The following is a 15,724-nucleotide window of genomic DNA, read 5'->3' as shown; positions in this document are numbered from 1 at the left end:
GGTGACCCAGCCGGCGGTCGGGTGGGCGGTGGCGGCGAGGATGCGGACTCGGCGGGTGGCGTGTCCGATGACAGCCAGGACGTAGAGGCAGGTCAGACAAGGACCCGACTCTCAATAGGTGAATCAAGACTGGGTGAGGCCACAAGCGGCCCCCAACTGCAAGGCATTGAGATCCCCATCTCCGCCGACCGGATTCCTGGCCGAGGAGGAGAAACCAACCCTATGCTTGCCGCCGGAATACCTGCGGCCCATCCGGGCCGAGGGAAAGCGCCAATACAGGGATTTGTGGATGCGCCGGAATTCTGCTCCGAACAACGGCACTGCTGGCGTCAGCGAAACAACACCAAACGGCGAACCGTCAACCTCTACCGCAGAGGGCGTCGCGCGCCGAGCCGCGGTTGCCGAGGAACAAGAGTTTCTCGACTTGGCTACAGCTCGGCGCGACAGGATTGCCGACCACCTACAGGTCGAGCTCTCCTCGGAGGCCCTGGACGCCTCGGAACGGGCCCGGCAGCGCATGCTCCGGCAGCAGTACGAAGAGCTACGGCGAGCTCGGGAAGGGCTGGTCTTCGGCCGCCTCGACGGACTGGATGGCATCGTGCGGCACGTAGGCCGTGTCGGTCTCCGCAACGACGGCGAGGACGGTGAGCCACTGCTGGTGGATTGGCGCGCTCCGGCAGCTCGGCCGTTCTACACCGCGACGGCCGTCGACCCACAAGGTCAGGCACGCCGGCGTCACATACGCACGACGGGATCGACAGTCGTCGGCGTGGACGACGAGCCACTGGACGGGACCACATCGGCGGAACTCGTCGGTGAAGGCGCCCTACTGGCCGCTCTCGACCAGCGGCGCACCGGTCTCATGTCGACGGCGATCTCCACGCTGCAACGCGAACAGGACGACATCATCCGGGCCAAGGCGACCGGCCCGCTGATCGTTCAGGGCGGTCCCGGCACCGGCAAGACCGTGGTTGCTCTGCACCGCGTCGCCTACCTGCTGTTCACCCACCGAAGGATGGCCGACCAGGCGGTCCTGGTCGTCGGCCCCTCGCCGCGGTTCCTCCAGTACATCAGCCAGGTACTACCCGCGCTCGGTGAGACCGCCGTCGTCTCGGCGACCTGCGACACTCTGCTGGCCGACATCCGTGTGGGCCGCGACGAGAGCCGGCTCGTCGCCGAAATCAAGGGCCGCGCCCTCTGGCAGCCCGCGCTCGAAAGGTACGTCGCGTCGTTGCTTCCCCGGCCCCGCGAGCTGAGGCTGCGCTGGGAGGGCGAGTTCTACGTCATCACAGCCGCAACAGTTGCGCAGGCGCTCGCCTCGGCGGTGCAGGGACGCCCGTACCACCGCGCCCGCGCGGCGTTCGCCGAGCAGTTGCACCACCTCCTCGCCGAAGCCGTCGCCGAGCAGCGCGAGGCGCTGATGAACGAGATGGAGGAGGGCTTCGAGGACATCCTCGCCCGCGTCGACAAGGGGATGGGGTATGACCGTCACTCCGCCCGGACGTCAACCGGCAGTGACATCGACGGGCTGCTCTCCGAGGAAGAGATCGAACACCTCCGTACTCGTATCGCAGAGAGCGCGACCATCGCCCGGTTCATCGAGGCATGGTGGCCCACTCTCGACGCCGAAGCCCTGCTGGGTGACCTCCTGACCGACCGCACCCTGTTGGCCCGGATCGCCCCGCGACTGTCCCCGGAGGAGATCACCGCCGTCTCGGCCGAGCCCGCCGCCTGGGCATCGAGCGACATTCCCCTGCTCGACGCCCTCGCCGACCTGCTCGGCGAGGTCGACGCCCCGCAACCACAGGGCGAGTTCGTCGCCGACCACGCTCGCCGGCAGCGCGGCTGGGTGTACGGCCACGTCGTCGTCGACGAGGCGCAAGAGCTGTCCGAAATGCAGTGGCAAATGGTCCTACGGCGCTGTCCCAGTCGCTCCATTACCGCTGTGGGCGACATTGACCAGGCGGAGGCAGCGCACCGGCACACCAGCTGGGCACAAGCGGTGCAGGCTGCTTTCGGAGACCGCTGGACCGCTGCGGAACTGACCATCTGCTACCGGACCCCGCGTGAGGTTATGGACCTCACCGAACCGGTCCTGAAGAAGGCTGGCAGCCACAACGCGCCGCCACGGGCGGTACGCTCCTCCGGCATCGCCCCCTGGGAACTCACGATCACGCCCGCCGAGCTGGCCGGCGCCGCCGCCCAGGCGGTGCGACAACTGCAGCAGCGATGGCACGGCGGCATGGTCGGCGTCATCGCCCCCGCCCACCGCGTCGCCGACCTCCTGGCCGTGCTGAGCGATGTGCCAGTCCTCACCGCAACCCAGTCCAAGGGATTGGAATGGGACGCGACGTTACTCATCGACCCCCACGGCATCGCCGCTGAACCACGCGGCTGGAACGGCCTCTACGTCGCGCTCACCCGATGCACCCAGGAACTCGGCCAGCTGGTGCTCACGTAGCAAATCGCCAGACCCATGGACAGAATCCCCGGATGTTGGGGTGGCAAGGCTGCCGACGTGTACCGTGCCAAACTCGTTCAACGGTGATGACCTGGTGGGCCTTCTTGGTGCCTGTACGGCAGCGGCTATCCGTCGAGGCTGTCGCCCAGGCGCCGCAGCGCGTCCCAGGTTCGCCTGCCGGGATGCCGGGCTGTTGGGTGACCACCTGGGCGACAGCGGGAGCGAGCAGGGACGCCGACGGATTCTGCGGGGTCGTTCAGCAGGTCGGCGTCGCCGGCCGACCAACTCATCAGCCCACGGTCGTTCCTTCGCACCGAAGGAGTCCGATGGCGCCGGGCCTCGAGTCGCTGAACGCCGCCGCCCTGAGCGCCCCCAGGTGGGCAGCGCTGCTATGGTCCACTACCACCAGGCGCTTGACCGTCAACAGCGGTCGGCGCCGGGCGGTGTCGATCCGGTCGGGCAGGACGGAGCCTTTGATGGGACGAGCCCCGCGATTTGCGGCTGTCCTGGCGATCAGCCTACTCGCGCCGATGACCGCTACAGGATGTGCACGGTATTTCGGGTGCGCACCCCAAGCGCCCGAAGACATCACCGTCTCAGATCTGGCAGGCGTCTACACCGGCCCTGAGGGCGGAAGAATCGAGCTGGGCGAAGACGGACGCTACAGCACCAGCAATCTGTCGGGGAATACGGGTGGCTCGGGCGAGGGCACGTGGACCCTCGACGTCGATTCGAAGACCACGGAGGACCTGATGCTCGGGGACCTCCAGATGTGGATTTCCGGCGACCGGGAGGAGCCCTGGCTGTACCGATTTGACGGCGACCCCGACAGGTGTGACCTGGTCAAATTCCACAGGGCCCGCTGATCCGAGACGCTTTTCTCCCAGCCGAGAAATCGAAAACTCCCCGCCCGGCCGAAGCAGCCGGCCCTGTCGCTGCCGCCAGCAACCGTGACAGCAACAGGGCTGCCCAACGCAAGCCGGAGCCAGCCGCCGACGGATCAGCGCCCGACGTCAGAAACGTATGTGGACGGGACCGGGCGGGCGTTTGGAGCTGGCAAGTGAGACGTCACGCCCGTACCACAAGAACGCGACGTGACTATCAATACGTCTGCCAAGCCGAGGGTCCACCCCAGCTACGATGAATTGTGTCCCACTGGTCTGAGAAGGCGCGCCAGGCCGAGGATCGCGGTGACTATGTGTCTGATCGTTCGTCCATCGCATCGAGGCCGCCGGGAAGCGGGCTTCGCCGGCACGGCCCTGGCCCGGCTGGCGACCTCCGGCCGGCCACGCTGAGAGACGAGAGCCTGGAAGCCCTCGGGGTTCCGCCGTCGACGGCGCTGAACCAGCACAAGGGACCGCGGCCGATCGACTGCCATGCGGCGCCCTCGGCGACGTCCCGCTAAGCTGCCGGGCACAACCTGCTCTGGCGAACCCCCTGCGCGAGGAGTCAATTGTGTCTCGGAGCCACGATCCGACCGCTGCCGACCAGCGGTCGGGCATCGATACGACGGTGGCGCACAACGCGAGGATCTGGGACTACTGGCTGGGCGGGAAGGACAACTACAAGATCGACCGTGAGGTCGGCGACCACATCCGGAAGATGGTGCCGCACATCGACGCGGTGGCCCGGGCGGACCGGAAATTCCTGGCCCGAGCGGTTCGGTTCCTCGCGGGCGAGGCGGGCGTCCGCCAGTTCCTCGACATCGGGACCGGTCTGCCGACGGCCAACAACACCCACGAGGTCGCCCAGGCGATCGATCCGCAATCCCGGATCGTCTACGTCGACAACGACCCGCTGGTGCTGGTACACGCCCGTGCGTTGCTGGCCGGCACGCCCGAAGGGGTCACCGACTACATCGAGGCCGACGCCCGCGATCCTGACCTGATCCTGAACCAGGCCGCCGAGACGCTCGACTTCGACAGGCCGATCGCGATCATGCTGTTGGGCGTCCTGAACTTCGTCCAGGAAGACGAGCAGACGCAGGCCATCGTGGGCCGGCTACTGGACGCCGTTCCGTCGGGTAGCTACCTGGCGCTCACCCACCCGACGACGGAGCTCGGCGGCGAGGGCAACGTAGAGGCGATGGCGTACTACAACGCCCACGCCACACCCAAGATCTGCGCCCGCAGCGCCGCCCAGCTCGGACGGCTCGTCGAGGGGCTGGAACTGGTCGAGCCCGGCCTGGTGTCGTGCGCGGTGTGGCGGGCCGACGGGGAAGACGCGAAGCCGGTGCCGCAGTACGGGGTGGTCGGGCGTAAGCCGTGACACCGGGCCGGTTGCCGCGGGCTCCGCGTCCCTCATCGTCGCCGCGGGACGGGCACGAGGCTGATCACAGTCGTTGCGCCGGGACCACGACGCCGAGCGCCTCGAGGTCCCGGCGTCCTTCGGCGGCACGGTCCGGCAGCAGCAGGAGCGTGGCGGCCCGTTCGAACCGGGCGCCGATACGCTCCCATCCCGCCACCGCAGCGGTGAGAGCCGCGGTGTCGCCGTACAGGCGGCCTCGGGCCCGGGCGGTGCAGGCGGCGGTCCACGCGTTCTCGTGTCGCTCGGCGGCCGACAGCAGCTCCCGCGCGTCGGGCAGCCCGGCGACGACGGCCAGTTCGGCGCCCACCGCCCGGACTGGTCAGGTGGTTGCTGCGCAACGAACTCGTCGACGAACTGCGTCTGGTCACCTACCCCGTGGTGATGGGTGGTGGCGTGCGCCTCTTCGCGGAGTCGGGCGAGCCGACGGTCCTTCGGTTGGTCGACGTGCGGGCGTTCGACTCGGGTGTGGTCGTGCTGACCTATGCCCCGCGCGGGGACGACCTCCTCGGTTAGGAGGCCGGTCCTCTCGTCGGTGACGGGTGGACGAGGCGGTACACCGGCACGACCCGCAGCTACGACGACCGCCGGCTGTCCGGGGTGCGTCGGTCTGGATGCAGAGCACTTTTCTGGCGACGACGACGAAGGAGAAAACCGTGAGCGACGACGTCACCCGGTACATCAACAAGGCACAGCCGTGGCAGATCGACGTGTGCGAGAAGCTACGTGCGATGGTCGGGCAGACCATTCCCGATGTCGAGGAGCGGCTGCAGTACGGCAAGCCGCACTACCTGAAGAACGGGCAGTACGCGGCCGTCATCGCGGTCGCCAGGGACAAGGTCTCGTTCATGGTGTTCAACGCCGCGGACATCCCGGAGGTCAAGGGGTTCCTTCGGGCACTGGGCAACGGTGATCGCAAAGCTGTGGACATCAGGGACGGCCAGACCGTCGACTACGGTGCGGTCGCCAACATCCTGGAAAAGACCGCGACTTCGCTGTAGCCGCCAGGGGGATGCCGTGCCGGGTCTGGTCCTGGCACCGCGAGCCCGGTCGGCGGTCGTCCGACGTCCGGCACCTCCACCGAGGCCCGTCCACCGAGGCCCGTCCACCGGATCATGGCCGCCGACGGGCCGCCTGGCGTTCTGGTGGCCGGCCCGTCGGCGGTGGGCGGTTGACCAGGCCAGGGTGCTCGCGACCGCCCATCTGCCGGGCTGGACGACGGAGCCCTTCTGACCGACAGGGTTTCGCGGCAGCCCGGGTGAGCCTGTCGACACCCGTCTGACCGCGGAGGTCCATCCGCTGATGACCTCGCGGTCAGACGCGCGGCCCACCGTCGGCGGAAGCGTCGTGACGTTGGGCCGGGAGTGGCGGCGTCGCGGGGGTGACGCCGTCGGCGGGGGTCATGTCCGGTGCGTCGGCGGCCTTGGACTTGCGACGGTGCAGCGTGAGAGTCATGACCAGCACGACCAGCGCGCCGACGATCAGCCCGAGGATCGCGCTGGCCACCGTGTTGACGAGCCAGCCGACGAGCCCGCCGAGAACACCCGTGGCGTCGTGGGCGGCTTCCTCGACGTGGTGTACGGCCTCGTAGAGAACGTGCAGGCCCAGCTCGTCGGCGCCGACCAGCAGGATGTGTCCGCCCACCCACAGCATCGCGGCGGTGCCGACCACCGTCAGCACGGTGAGCACCACCGGCATCGCCCTCACCAGGCCGCGGCCGAAGCTGGCGGCGGCACCGGACAGTTGTGACAGGCGCAGCCCGGCATCGTCCATCCGCACTATCAGGGCCACGACGCCGTACACCAGCACGGTTATCACGACGGCGACCAGGGCGAGGATCGCCAGGCGGGACCAGAACCCCTCGTCGACCACCTCGTTGAGGGCGATGACCATGATCTCCGCCGAGAGGATCAGGTCGGTCCGCACCGCCCCGGACACCAGCGTCGCCTCGTCCTGCACCGTTTCCTCGCCCGAACCGTGGGCGTCGTGATGGGCGACCTTGGCCCACACCTTTTCCGCGCCCTCGTAGCACAGATAGGCGCCGCCGAGCATGAGGATCGGGGTGAGCAGCCAGGGCACGAACTGACTGAGCAGTAGCACCGCCGGCAGGATGATGAAGAACTTGTTGCGTAGCGACCCCAGGGCGATGCGCTTGACAATGGGCAACTCGCGCTCGGAGGCCAGGCTCCGCACGTACTGCGGCGTGACGGCGGCATCGTCGACGACGACGCCAGCGGCCTTGACGCCGGCCTTCGCGGCGGCCGTCCCGATGTCGTCGAGCGACGCGGCAGCGGCGCGAGCCAGCACCGCCACGTCGTCCAGCAGGGCTACGAGTCCACTGGCCAAGGGATGGTCCTTCCAAGGTTGGGCAGGGTCCGGGGTGGACCATTGTCGCTCAGGCCCGCTGCCCGAGACACGTTACCGGCCGGTCGTATCTCTGCGGGACCGCGCGGGCGGTCGAGCCGGCCCCGTCGGTCACGAACCAGGCCCCGGCAGCCGGCCAGGACCTGTCGGGCCCGAGGCCGGCTGCGGCTGTCCTGGTGCGAAGACGGGCGGCACCGCGAGATCAGTGCGGGGAGGTGCCGCCGTGGTCGTCTCCCGTCAGATCGCCCAGCCGTCCCCGCTGGCCGAGGAGGGGTCCGTCGCGGTCCACGCCGTGCGTGACGCACGCCGCGTCGTAGTCACCCTGAGTGACAGCCACAAAGGATGACCGCGACGGCCGGCGCCAGGGGACGTCGGATCCGATGTCTCGTGGGCGACGCCCGGGTCAGGGCGCGGCCGGCCGGTCCGAGCAGCAAGATCTTCTGTGGAGGTTGCCGCGCCAGCGGCTGCGGCCTGGGACAACGCCGGGCCGATGATCAGGACTGATGATCCAAAAGCGGGTGAACTCTTGTCTTCGTCACAGTCCTCGATTACTTTGGCAACACCTTGGAAACGTAATCGATAACGATTGCAAGCTGGAGAGGACGACATGGCCGAGGGCGGAGCGCCAATCACAATGAGTGATGTCGCTCGTGCGGCGGGCGTCTCCACCGCGACCGTTTCCAGGGTGGTCAACGGGCACTACGGCGTCAGTGCCGGCACCACGACCAAGGTCCGCGCGGCCATCGAGCGGCTGGGTTACGAGTCCAGCCTGGTGGCCACCAGCCTGCGTCGCAGCCGCACCAACGTGCTGGGTCTCGTGACCCACAGCTTCCAGTCCTACACCGCCGAGGTGTTCAAGGGAGTGATGGAAGCTCTGCGGCGCTCCGGCTTCGATCTGATCATCTATGCCAACAGCGACCTCTACGGGACGTACTCCGAGGGCTGGGAGCAGCGGCATCTGACCCGTCTGTCGGGCACGCTCACCGACGGGTGCATCGTCGTCACACCTTGGGACGATGTGCAGAGTCGGACGCCGGTCGTGGTCATCGATCCGGCGAGGAACTCGACGACGCCGTCGGTGACCGCGGACAACCTCGCGGGCGCGACCGCCGCCGTCGAGCACCTGCTCGGCCTGGGCCACCGGCGCATCGGGTTCATCGCGGGTCGGGCCAGCATGGCGGCGGCGTGGTTGCGGGAGGAGGGCTACCGGGCAGCCCTGACCCGAGCCGGCCTACCTGTCGATCAGACGTTGATCGCCGGCGGGGACTTCAACCCCGAATCCGCGGCGCCGTTGGCCCGGAATCTGCTGGACCGGGCCGACCGACCGACGGCGATCTTCGCCGCGAGCGACGGGATGGCCCTGATGGTGCTGGAGGTCGCGAACAAACTGGGGTTGTCGGTACCCGGCGACCTCTCGGTCGTCGGATTCGACAACATCCCGGAGTCGGCCGTGGCCGAGCCGTCGCTGACCACGGTGGACCAGTCGATGTACCAGCTCGGATACGAGGCCGCGCGGATGCTGAAATCGCTGGTCACGGGTGACTGGGAGGGGCCTCGCGAGATGGTCCTGCCGACCCGTCTCGTGGTCCGCAACTCCACCGCACCACCAGGAAGCACGCCGGGACCGTGACGCGGATCCGGTGACGGAGCATCGACCGCGCCGAGCGAACAGTGCCCGCGTGGGCGGTGATCCGGAGAAGGAGCACAGCCACAGAACCTGTGGCGATATCCACCGATGAGTTGAGCCGTCAGGTCGGGTTACGCCCGCTGTCGGCGCACGCGAGAGGAGTGGAGCGTGGCGACTAGACCATATCACGGGCCCTTACGGCGTACGGGTGTACGCCGGCTGCCGGCGGTCGTGGCGGCCGGAGTCGTGGCAGCCGCAGGGTTTCTGCTCGCACCACAACCGGCAGCGGCGGACACGCCGTGGCTGGATGTCTCCGAGGACCGCTACGCCTCCTTCAGTGTTCCGGCCGCCTACGTGCAGGAACACGTTGGCCAGGTGTCGCAGGTCGTCGTGGAGGGAAACTTCGGCCCCTCCGCCGCCTGGGCCGAGTTCGGCCTGACCCGTCGCGGTGACGTGTGGTCGGGGGTGCTCGGCCCGCTCAAGCCGGGGCTGTATCAGTACCAGGTCACGGGGGACGACACCAAGAGCCTGAAGGATCCGACGAACGCCACCGGGGTGGCGTCCGAGCCGCTCTGGAGCACCTTCCTGGTGCCGGGCGCGTCGGCGGGTCGGCTGGCGGACGTACCGCAGGGAACAGGCGGTGACGTCGCGCCGTTGACCTACCGGACCAGGCAGGGTGAGCGGACGGCCCTGGTGTGGACACCACCGGGTTACCCGGCCAAGAGCGCCGAACGTTATCCGGTGCTGTACCTGCGCTCGGGCGACGGCGCAGCCGCCACCGACTGGCTCGACCTCGGTCGGGCCAAGCAGATCTTCGACAATCTGTCGGCCGAGGGCGCCATGGAGCCGATGCTGGTCGTGCTCGGCGACGGCAGCGGGGCGGCCGACGACAACGACCTGACAGACCTCCGGAAGGCGGTCGCCGACAGCTACCGCGTCCACCGCGACCCGGCACACCAGGCGGTCGCCGGTGTTGCCGAGGGCGGGACGCAGGCGCTGCGGGCTGCCCTCACCGGTCCGGCGCGGTTCGGCTACGTCGGCTCGTTCTCGGGCCTGCCGACCGGGAACGTCAGCCTGGAGAACGCCAAGGCGGCCAACCGCAACCTCAGGTTGCTGCGTCTGTACACCGGGAACGTGACCGACCCCGCGTACAACGCCACCTACCGACTGACCAAGGAGTTGCGCCGGTCCGGGGTCAGGTTCGAGTTCGACGGGGTCAACCCGGACGGCGGCGGGAACTGGACCACCTGGCAGGAAAACCTCGTCGACTTCGTACCGCGACTGTTCCGCGAGGTGTCGGAGCACGGTCCGAGCGCCGGTCACCGGCCGTTGACGGGGGAGTTCGTCCCACCGCCGGCGGGTACCACCCCGACGCCCTTCGTGACCAGGGACGGGTTCGTCACCTTCGAGACCACGACGGACCACCCGGAGGCCGAGCACGTCACGGTGTGGGCGAACATCGCCCCCGGCGGGAGCTGGCTGCGCGTACCGCTCTCCCGTCAGGGCGACCGGTGGCGGGCGACCGTTGGCCCGCTGGACCCGTGGTTCTACTACTACCGGTTCATCGTGGACCGGGTCGCGGTCAAGGACGTGTCGAACCCGACCAGGGTGACCTCGGAGCCGATGTGGAGCACCTTCCTCGTTCCGGGGAAGGAGGCTCGTCTCCTCTCGGACGTGCCGGCCGGCCAGGGCGGGGAGGTCACCAGCCTGACCTACCGCAGCACCGTGGCCAACCAGGACCGGACCGCGCTGGTGTGGACCCCGCCCGGGTACGACCCGGACCGCGCGCAGCCGTACCCCGTCCTCTACCTCCAGCACGGTAGTGGGCAGAGCTACACGGACTGGGTGGAGATGGGGCGAGCCAAGCAGATCCTCGACCACCAGTTCCTCGACGGCGACCTGGTGCCCATGGTGGTGGTGATGGGCAACGGCAACGTGCCCAACTTCAACCAGGAGCTGCTGGGGAACATCATGCCGGCGGCCCGCGCCCGGTACCACATCTCGACCGACCCCGCGCAGCAGGCGATTGCCGGGCTGTCCATGGGTGGCGGTCACGCGTTCGGGGTGCTCAAGGCGTACCCGGGTGAGTTCGCCTACGTCGCGGCGTTCTCGGCCGGTTTCGGCAGCGGCACCGGCGTCGACGCCGCGGCGATCAACGACGGAACCAAGCTGCTGCGGCTGTACGTCGGCGACCGCACCGACTTCGTGTACCCGTCCTTCATGGCTTCGCTGAGCACGTTGGACAGCCTCGGTATCCGTTACGAGTTCGACGGGGTGACGCCCGGACCACACGGTTGGGACGTGTGGCAGAAAAACCTCATCGACCTGGCGCCACGTCTGTTCAAGCGTTAGGACGGCACGGCGACGGGACCGGGGAGTGGGGGAGTGCCCCACCCCCGGTCCGGCTCGCCAGCTCTCAGCGACGGTGCCCGGACCCCCGGCGCTGCGATCCGAAGGGAAATCACGTCAATGAAGACGAAACGAGTAATTGCCACAGCGGCTATGCTCGCGGCCGCGAGCGGCCTTGTCGCCTGTTCCTCCGACGAGGGCGGGACTGACGCGAGCAACTGTACGAACACGATTCCGAAGAAGGAACTGCCGGCCGTCACGATGTGGGGCTGGTATCCCAACATGCAACTCGTCGTCGACAACTTCAACAAGCAGAACAACGAGGTGCAGGTCTGCTGGACCAACGTCGGCCAGGGCAGTGACCATTACGACAAGTTCCAGACGGCCATCTCGGCCGGTACCGGCGCGCCCGACGTGCTCATGATCGAGATGGACCGGATCCCGACCTTCCAGATCCAGAAGGCGATCGTGGACATCAAGAAGTACGGCTTCGACGCGGTCAAGGCGAACTACGGCGAGGGCGCCTGGAAGGACGTCTCGGTCGGTGACGCGGTCTACGGCGTCCCGGTCGACGGTGGCCCGGTCGCGATGATCTACCGAAAGGACATCTTCGACAAGTACGACATCACACCGCCGAAGACCTGGGCCGAGTACGAGCAGGCGGCGCAGAAGGTGAAGGACGCCGGCGGCCCGCTGTTCGGCGACTTCGGCTCGAACGTCTCGGCGCTCACCATGGCGCTGCAGATCCAGAAGGGTGCCTCCCCCTTTACCTACGACTCGGCCCAGCCGACCTCGATCGGCGTGCGGCTGAACGACCAGGCCTCCAAGGACGTGCTCGACTACTGGGGTGGCCTCGTCCGGAAGGGCCTGGTCGGGAAGCAGGACCAGTTCACCCCGGAGTACATCTCGGGTGTCATCAACGGGCAGTACGCGACGTACGTCTCGGCGGCCTGGGCGCCCGGCTATCTCACCGGCGCCGGCGTCGGCAAGGGCCAGGACACCGGCAAGTTCGCGGTGGCCCCGCTGCCGCAGTGGGATCCGAACAACCCCGTCCAGGTGAACTGGGGCGGTTCGGCCTTCTCGGTGACCAGCCAGTCGAAGAAGCAGGAGCTGGCGGCGAAGGCCGCGTACGGACTCTATGCCGACAAGGAGTCGCTCACCGACGGCTGGACCAACCAGATCATCTTCCCGCTGAACCTCACGGCGCTCAACGACCCCGCGTTCCTGGAGCTGAAGGTGGCGTTCTTCAACGGCCAGCAGGCGAACAAGGAGGTCTACGTGCCGGCGGCGAACGCCTACAAGGGCATGGTCTACAGCCCCTTCGGCCAGTACTACTTCGATGCGATGACGAAGCAGGTCAGTGAGATCGGCGCCGGCTCGATCACCGGCTCGCAGGCCGCCGACCGGCTCCAGGAGGACGTGGCGAAGTACGCCAAGGAGCAAGGTTTCACCGTTCAGTGACCCGGCCGGGTGGGTCGCGCCGTCCTCGGTCGGCCGGCCCACCCCAGACCCCCAGCGTCCACGTCCCGGAGCCCAAGATGACCCTCCTGACCGAAGAGCGCGCACCGCGCGCCCAAGAGAAGACGCACAAGATCCGCGGCAAGGTACACCGCCGTGAGCACCTGATGGGGTGGCTCTTCGTCGGGCCCTTCGGGATCGTCTTCCTCGCGTTCCTCATCGCGCCGCTGGGGTACGCGTTGTACCTCAGTCTCTTCCAGAAGAAGCTGATCGGCGGCACCAGCTTCGTTCTCTTCGACAACTACGTGAAGGCGTTCACCGACCCGAGCTTCCTGTCCGGCGCGTGGTTCGTCATCCGCTTCTCGCTCGTCGCCATCCCGCTGCAGATCGTCATCGCCCTCGCGATGGCCCTCATCCTGGACGCGGTGACGTCCCTGTTCACCCGCTTCTCCCGCCTCATGGTCTTTCTCCCCTACGCGATCCCGACGGTGATCGGGGCCGTGATGTGGGGCTTCCTGTACAGCAGGAGCTTCGGGCCGCTCACCGACATCTTCGGTCTGTTCGGCGCGACCGCGCCCGACTTCCTCAGCAGCAACCTGATCTTCTACGGCCTGCTCAACATCGTCACCTGGCAGTGGGCCGGCTACTACATGATCATCCTGTACGCGGCGCTGCAGGGCATCGATCCGACGCTCTACGAGGCCGCCCGGATGGACGGCGCCGGAAGATGGCAGGTCGCGGTGCGGATCAAGATTCCGCTGATCGCCCCGGCGCTGATGCTGATCCTGGTCTTCTCGCTCATCGGCACCCTGCAGTTCTTCAACGAACCGCAGATCCTGCGGTACCTCGCCGCCGGGACGATCGGCGCCGACTTCACCCCCAACATGTACGCGTACCAGCAGGCGTTCTCGCTCGCGAACTTCAACTACGGGTCGGCGATCTCCTTCGCCCTCGGCGGGGTCGTCTTCATCTGCGTGTACGCCTTCCTGTTCTTCACCCGCAAGCGGAGGAGCTTCCTCTGATGACCGATCGCACCAGCGCCAGGGCACCCCGCAGGCCGCAACGCTACCTCCCGCTCCAGGTTCTCCTCGGCTTCCTGGTGGTCTACTTCCTCGTACCGTTCTGGTGGATCATCGTCAACAGTTCGAAGGACGCCCCGGGTCTGTTCAGCGGCGGTAACACCCTGTGGTTCGCGGACGACATCGACTACCTCGGCAACCTGGAGCAGCTGTTCACCTACGACGGCGGCATCTACGGCAGGTGGATCCTCAACTCCACGCTGTACGCGCTCGCCGGTGGGGTCGGCGCCACGGCCCTGGCCGTGATGGCCGGTTACGGCTTCGCCAAGTACCGGTTCGCCGCCAGACGCTTCAGCTTCGCGATCCTGCTCGGCGCGCTGATGGTGCCGACCACCGCCCTGGTCATCCCGACCTTCATCATGTTCTCCGAGCTCGGCCTGACGAACACGATCTGGGCGGTCATCCTGCCCTCGCTGCTCAACCCGTTCGGGGTCTACCTGATGCACGTGTACGCGCGCGACGCGGTCCCCGACGAGATCCTGGACGCGGCCCGGGTCGACGGTGCCGGGGATGTGCGCACGTTCCTGCAGATCGCCCTGCCGCTGATGCGGCCGGCGGTGGTGACCGTGCTGCTCCTGTCCGCCGTGGCGTCGTGGAACAACTACTTCCTGCCCCTCGCGATGCTCTCCGACAACCGTCTCTTCCCCGTCACGGTCGGACTCAGCCTCTGGCAGGGCGTCGCCTCCGGGAACAACGCCGGTCCCACCTCGTTGTGGAGCCTCATCATCCTGGGCGCACTGGTGTCGGTGATCCCGCTCATCATCGCGTTCTTCAGTCTGCAGCGGTACTGGCGCGGCGGACTGTCCGTCGGCGGGCTCAGGTAGATCCTCCCGGTTCCAACGTCGGCTGCCCCGACCGGGAGGCGCCGGTGCAGGCACGGTCGCGAGAGGTCGAAGGGCTGGTCCGGGTGACGGAACAGCCCTTCGACGTCGCTGGCGGACCAGTGACGGCGCCGGCGTCAGTACGGCGATCCCGGCACGTTGAGTTCGACCTGGTACAGGCCGAAGTTGCCCCAGGTGCCGGAGGTGATGAACAGCGTCCGGCCGTCGGGGCCGCCGAACGCGGCGTTGGTGGTGTTGCGGCCGGAGGAGATCGTGCCCAGCTTCTCGCCGGTGGGCGCGAAGACGTGGATTCGGCCGTCCGTGTGGGAGGCCCAGTAGATGTTGCCGGCGCAGTCCACCGTGGCGCCGTCCGGGCCGGCCAGGTTCGCGAACACGGTACGCCCGCTGGTGCTGCCGTCCGGCAGCACGTTGTATCTGAAGACGGTGTTGCCGGCGTTGCTGCCCACGTAGAGCGTCGTCTCGTCCGGTGACAGCACGATGCCGTTGGGTTGGGCCACGGTGCCGTCCACGAGGAACACCTCGCCGCCGCTCACCCGGAAGACCCCGGTCATCCCGCCCATCTCGTCCGGCCGGTTGCCACGTTGGAAGTTCGGGTCGGTGACGTAGATGGTGCCGTCGGTGCGGATGGTGAGGTCGTTCGGGGAGTTGAACCGCCGTCCCTGGTAGTCGCCCGCCAGTAGGCTCCGGCTCCGGTCGGACAGCAGGTAGGCCGAGACGCTGCGCTGGTCGTGGGTGGCGGCGACGACCTGGGTGCCGTCCCCGGTCACGGCCAGCCCGTTGCTACCGGCGTTCTCGAGGAACACGTCGAACCTGTCCGGCGGAGTGAACCGGCGGATCGTCGACGGCTGCACGTTCTCCGGGCCGGTACCGCCGGCCATGTCGGAGAGGAGCAGTCGGCCCGACCCGGCGAGCCAGACCGGTCCCTCCAGGAAGTTGAACCTACCGCTGATCCTGGTGGCGGCCATGGTGGTGGCGGGCAGCGGCGACGGGTACGAGGCGCCCGGGGTGCAGGGGCCAGCCGTGCCACCGTGAGCGCCGGCATCCGCCCGGACGCCGGCGCTCACGGTGTCACCGGCGGCGGCCGGATGACCCGCCAACGTGGTGCTGGCGGTCAGGGCTGTCAGCAGCGTCAGGGCACCGGCCAGGGCGGGGCGGGCAGTTCGTCGGGACATCGGTCGAGTCCAATCAGGGGTGGGAGTCCTGCTCTTCCACAGGGGCACCGCCGACTCCGGCGCGCGGC

Annotated in this window: 13 protein-coding genes; 10 read left to right on the top strand and 3 right to left on the bottom strand. The window is 68.1% G+C overall.

The window, feature by feature from the left end:
* Window positions 1-289 precede the first annotated feature (289 nt).
* The 3 genes from V1633_RS29225 to V1633_RS29215 all read left to right on the top strand — a co-directional run bounded on the left by V1633_RS29225 (window position 290) and on the right by V1633_RS29215 (window position 4,729).
* Window positions 290-2,461, top strand: a complete 2,172-nt coding sequence (locus V1633_RS29225; RefSeq protein WP_331217514.1) for a HelD family protein — start codon at window positions 290-292, stop codon at window positions 2,459-2,461.
* Window positions 2,462-2,991: 530 nt separating this feature from the next.
* Window positions 2,992-3,327 carry a hypothetical protein gene (locus V1633_RS29220; RefSeq protein WP_331217513.1) on the top strand — a complete coding sequence of 112 codons (336 nt, stop codon included), beginning with the start codon at window positions 2,992-2,994 and terminating at the stop codon, window positions 3,325-3,327.
* Between the two features lie 589 nt (window positions 3,328-3,916).
* The gene (locus V1633_RS29215; RefSeq protein ID WP_331217512.1) at window positions 3,917-4,729 is read left to right on the top strand and encodes an SAM-dependent methyltransferase; all 813 of its coding nucleotides are present in this window, start codon (window positions 3,917-3,919) and stop codon (window positions 4,727-4,729) included.
* 64 nt (window positions 4,730-4,793) lie between these two features.
* Here V1633_RS29215 and V1633_RS29210 read toward each other — a convergent pair whose 3' ends face one another.
* Window positions 4,794-5,075 (bottom strand): hypothetical protein, encoded by a 282-nt coding sequence (locus V1633_RS29210; RefSeq protein ID WP_331217511.1) that lies wholly within the window; start codon window positions 5,073-5,075, stop codon window positions 4,794-4,796.
* Between the two features lie 8 nt (window positions 5,076-5,083).
* On the opposite strand from V1633_RS29210, the gene V1633_RS29205 reads away from it, so the two are divergent.
* Window positions 5,084-5,281: a dihydrofolate reductase family protein gene (locus V1633_RS29205; RefSeq protein ID WP_331217538.1), complete on the top strand. Its 198-nt coding sequence runs from the start codon at window positions 5,084-5,086 to the stop codon at window positions 5,279-5,281.
* Window positions 5,282-5,421: 140 nt separating this feature from the next.
* Window positions 5,422-5,766, top strand: coding sequence for a DUF1801 domain-containing protein (locus V1633_RS29200; protein ID WP_331217510.1), 345 nt, complete (start codon window positions 5,422-5,424; stop codon window positions 5,764-5,766).
* 313 nt (window positions 5,767-6,079) lie between these two features.
* On the opposite strand, the gene V1633_RS29195 is transcribed toward V1633_RS29200, so the two are convergent.
* Entirely contained in the window at window positions 6,080-7,111 is a 1,032-nt protein-coding gene (locus tag V1633_RS29195) for a DUF808 domain-containing protein (protein WP_331217509.1), read from the bottom strand.
* A gap of 652 nt (window positions 7,112-7,763) precedes the next feature.
* Here V1633_RS29195 and V1633_RS29190 point away from each other — a divergent pair.
* The 5 genes from V1633_RS29190 (at window position 7,764) to V1633_RS29170 (ending at window position 14,466) form a co-directional block, all read left to right on the top strand.
* On the top strand, window positions 7,764-8,759 hold the full coding sequence (locus V1633_RS29190; protein WP_331217508.1) for a LacI family DNA-binding transcriptional regulator: 996 nt from the start codon (window positions 7,764-7,766) through the stop codon (window positions 8,757-8,759).
* A gap of 372 nt (window positions 8,760-9,131) precedes the next feature.
* The gene (locus tag V1633_RS29185; protein ID WP_331217507.1) at window positions 9,132-11,108 is read left to right on the top strand and encodes an alpha/beta hydrolase-fold protein; all 1,977 of its coding nucleotides are present in this window, start codon (window positions 9,132-9,134) and stop codon (window positions 11,106-11,108) included.
* A gap of 150 nt (window positions 11,109-11,258) precedes the next feature.
* Entirely contained in the window at window positions 11,259-12,566 is a 1,308-nt protein-coding gene (locus V1633_RS29180) for an ABC transporter substrate-binding protein (protein ID WP_331217506.1), read from the top strand.
* Between the two features lie 77 nt (window positions 12,567-12,643).
* Window positions 12,644-13,585 (top strand): carbohydrate ABC transporter permease, encoded by a 942-nt coding sequence (locus V1633_RS29175; RefSeq protein WP_331217505.1) that lies wholly within the window; start codon window positions 12,644-12,646, stop codon window positions 13,583-13,585.
* Window positions 13,585-14,466, top strand: a complete 882-nt coding sequence (locus V1633_RS29170) for a carbohydrate ABC transporter permease (RefSeq protein WP_331217504.1) — start codon at window positions 13,585-13,587, stop codon at window positions 14,464-14,466. Before V1633_RS29175 ends, V1633_RS29170 begins: the two co-directional genes overlap by 1 nt.
* A gap of 134 nt (window positions 14,467-14,600) precedes the next feature.
* Here the strand turns inward: V1633_RS29170 and V1633_RS29165 are convergent, their stop codons facing one another.
* Window positions 14,601-15,656, bottom strand: coding sequence for an SMP-30/gluconolactonase/LRE family protein (locus tag V1633_RS29165; protein ID WP_331217503.1), 1,056 nt, complete (start codon window positions 15,654-15,656; stop codon window positions 14,601-14,603).
* Window positions 15,657-15,724 lie beyond the last annotated feature (68 nt).

The organism is Plantactinospora sonchi, from assembly GCF_036422035.1.
Classification (GTDB): Bacteria; Actinomycetota; Actinomycetes; order Mycobacteriales; family Micromonosporaceae; genus Plantactinospora; species Plantactinospora sonchi.
The sequence above is the reverse complement of the archived record's forward strand: the minus strand, read 5'-3'. Positions and strand labels throughout refer to the sequence as shown.

Excerpts from the sequence above, each read along its gene's own strand:
- V1633_RS29225 (WP_331217514.1), top strand. The coding sequence starts at position 290 with ATGCGCCGGAATTCTGCTCCGAACAACGGCACTGCTGGCGTCAGCGAA.
- V1633_RS29220 (WP_331217513.1), top strand. The coding sequence starts at position 2,992 with ATGACCGCTACAGGATGTGCACGGTATTTCGGGTGCGCACCCCAAGCG.
- V1633_RS29190 (WP_331217508.1), top strand. The coding sequence starts at position 7,764 with ATGAGTGATGTCGCTCGTGCGGCGGGCGTCTCCACCGCGACCGTTTCC.
- V1633_RS29180 (WP_331217506.1), top strand. The coding sequence starts at position 11,259 with ATGCTCGCGGCCGCGAGCGGCCTTGTCGCCTGTTCCTCCGACGAGGGC.
- V1633_RS29175 (WP_331217505.1), top strand. The coding sequence starts at position 12,644 with ATGACCCTCCTGACCGAAGAGCGCGCACCGCGCGCCCAAGAGAAGACG.
- V1633_RS29170 (WP_331217504.1), top strand. The coding sequence starts at position 13,585 with ATGACCGATCGCACCAGCGCCAGGGCACCCCGCAGGCCGCAACGCTAC.
- V1633_RS29165 (WP_331217503.1), bottom strand. The coding sequence starts at position 15,656 with ATGTCCCGACGAACTGCCCGCCCCGCCCTGGCCGGTGCCCTGACGCTG.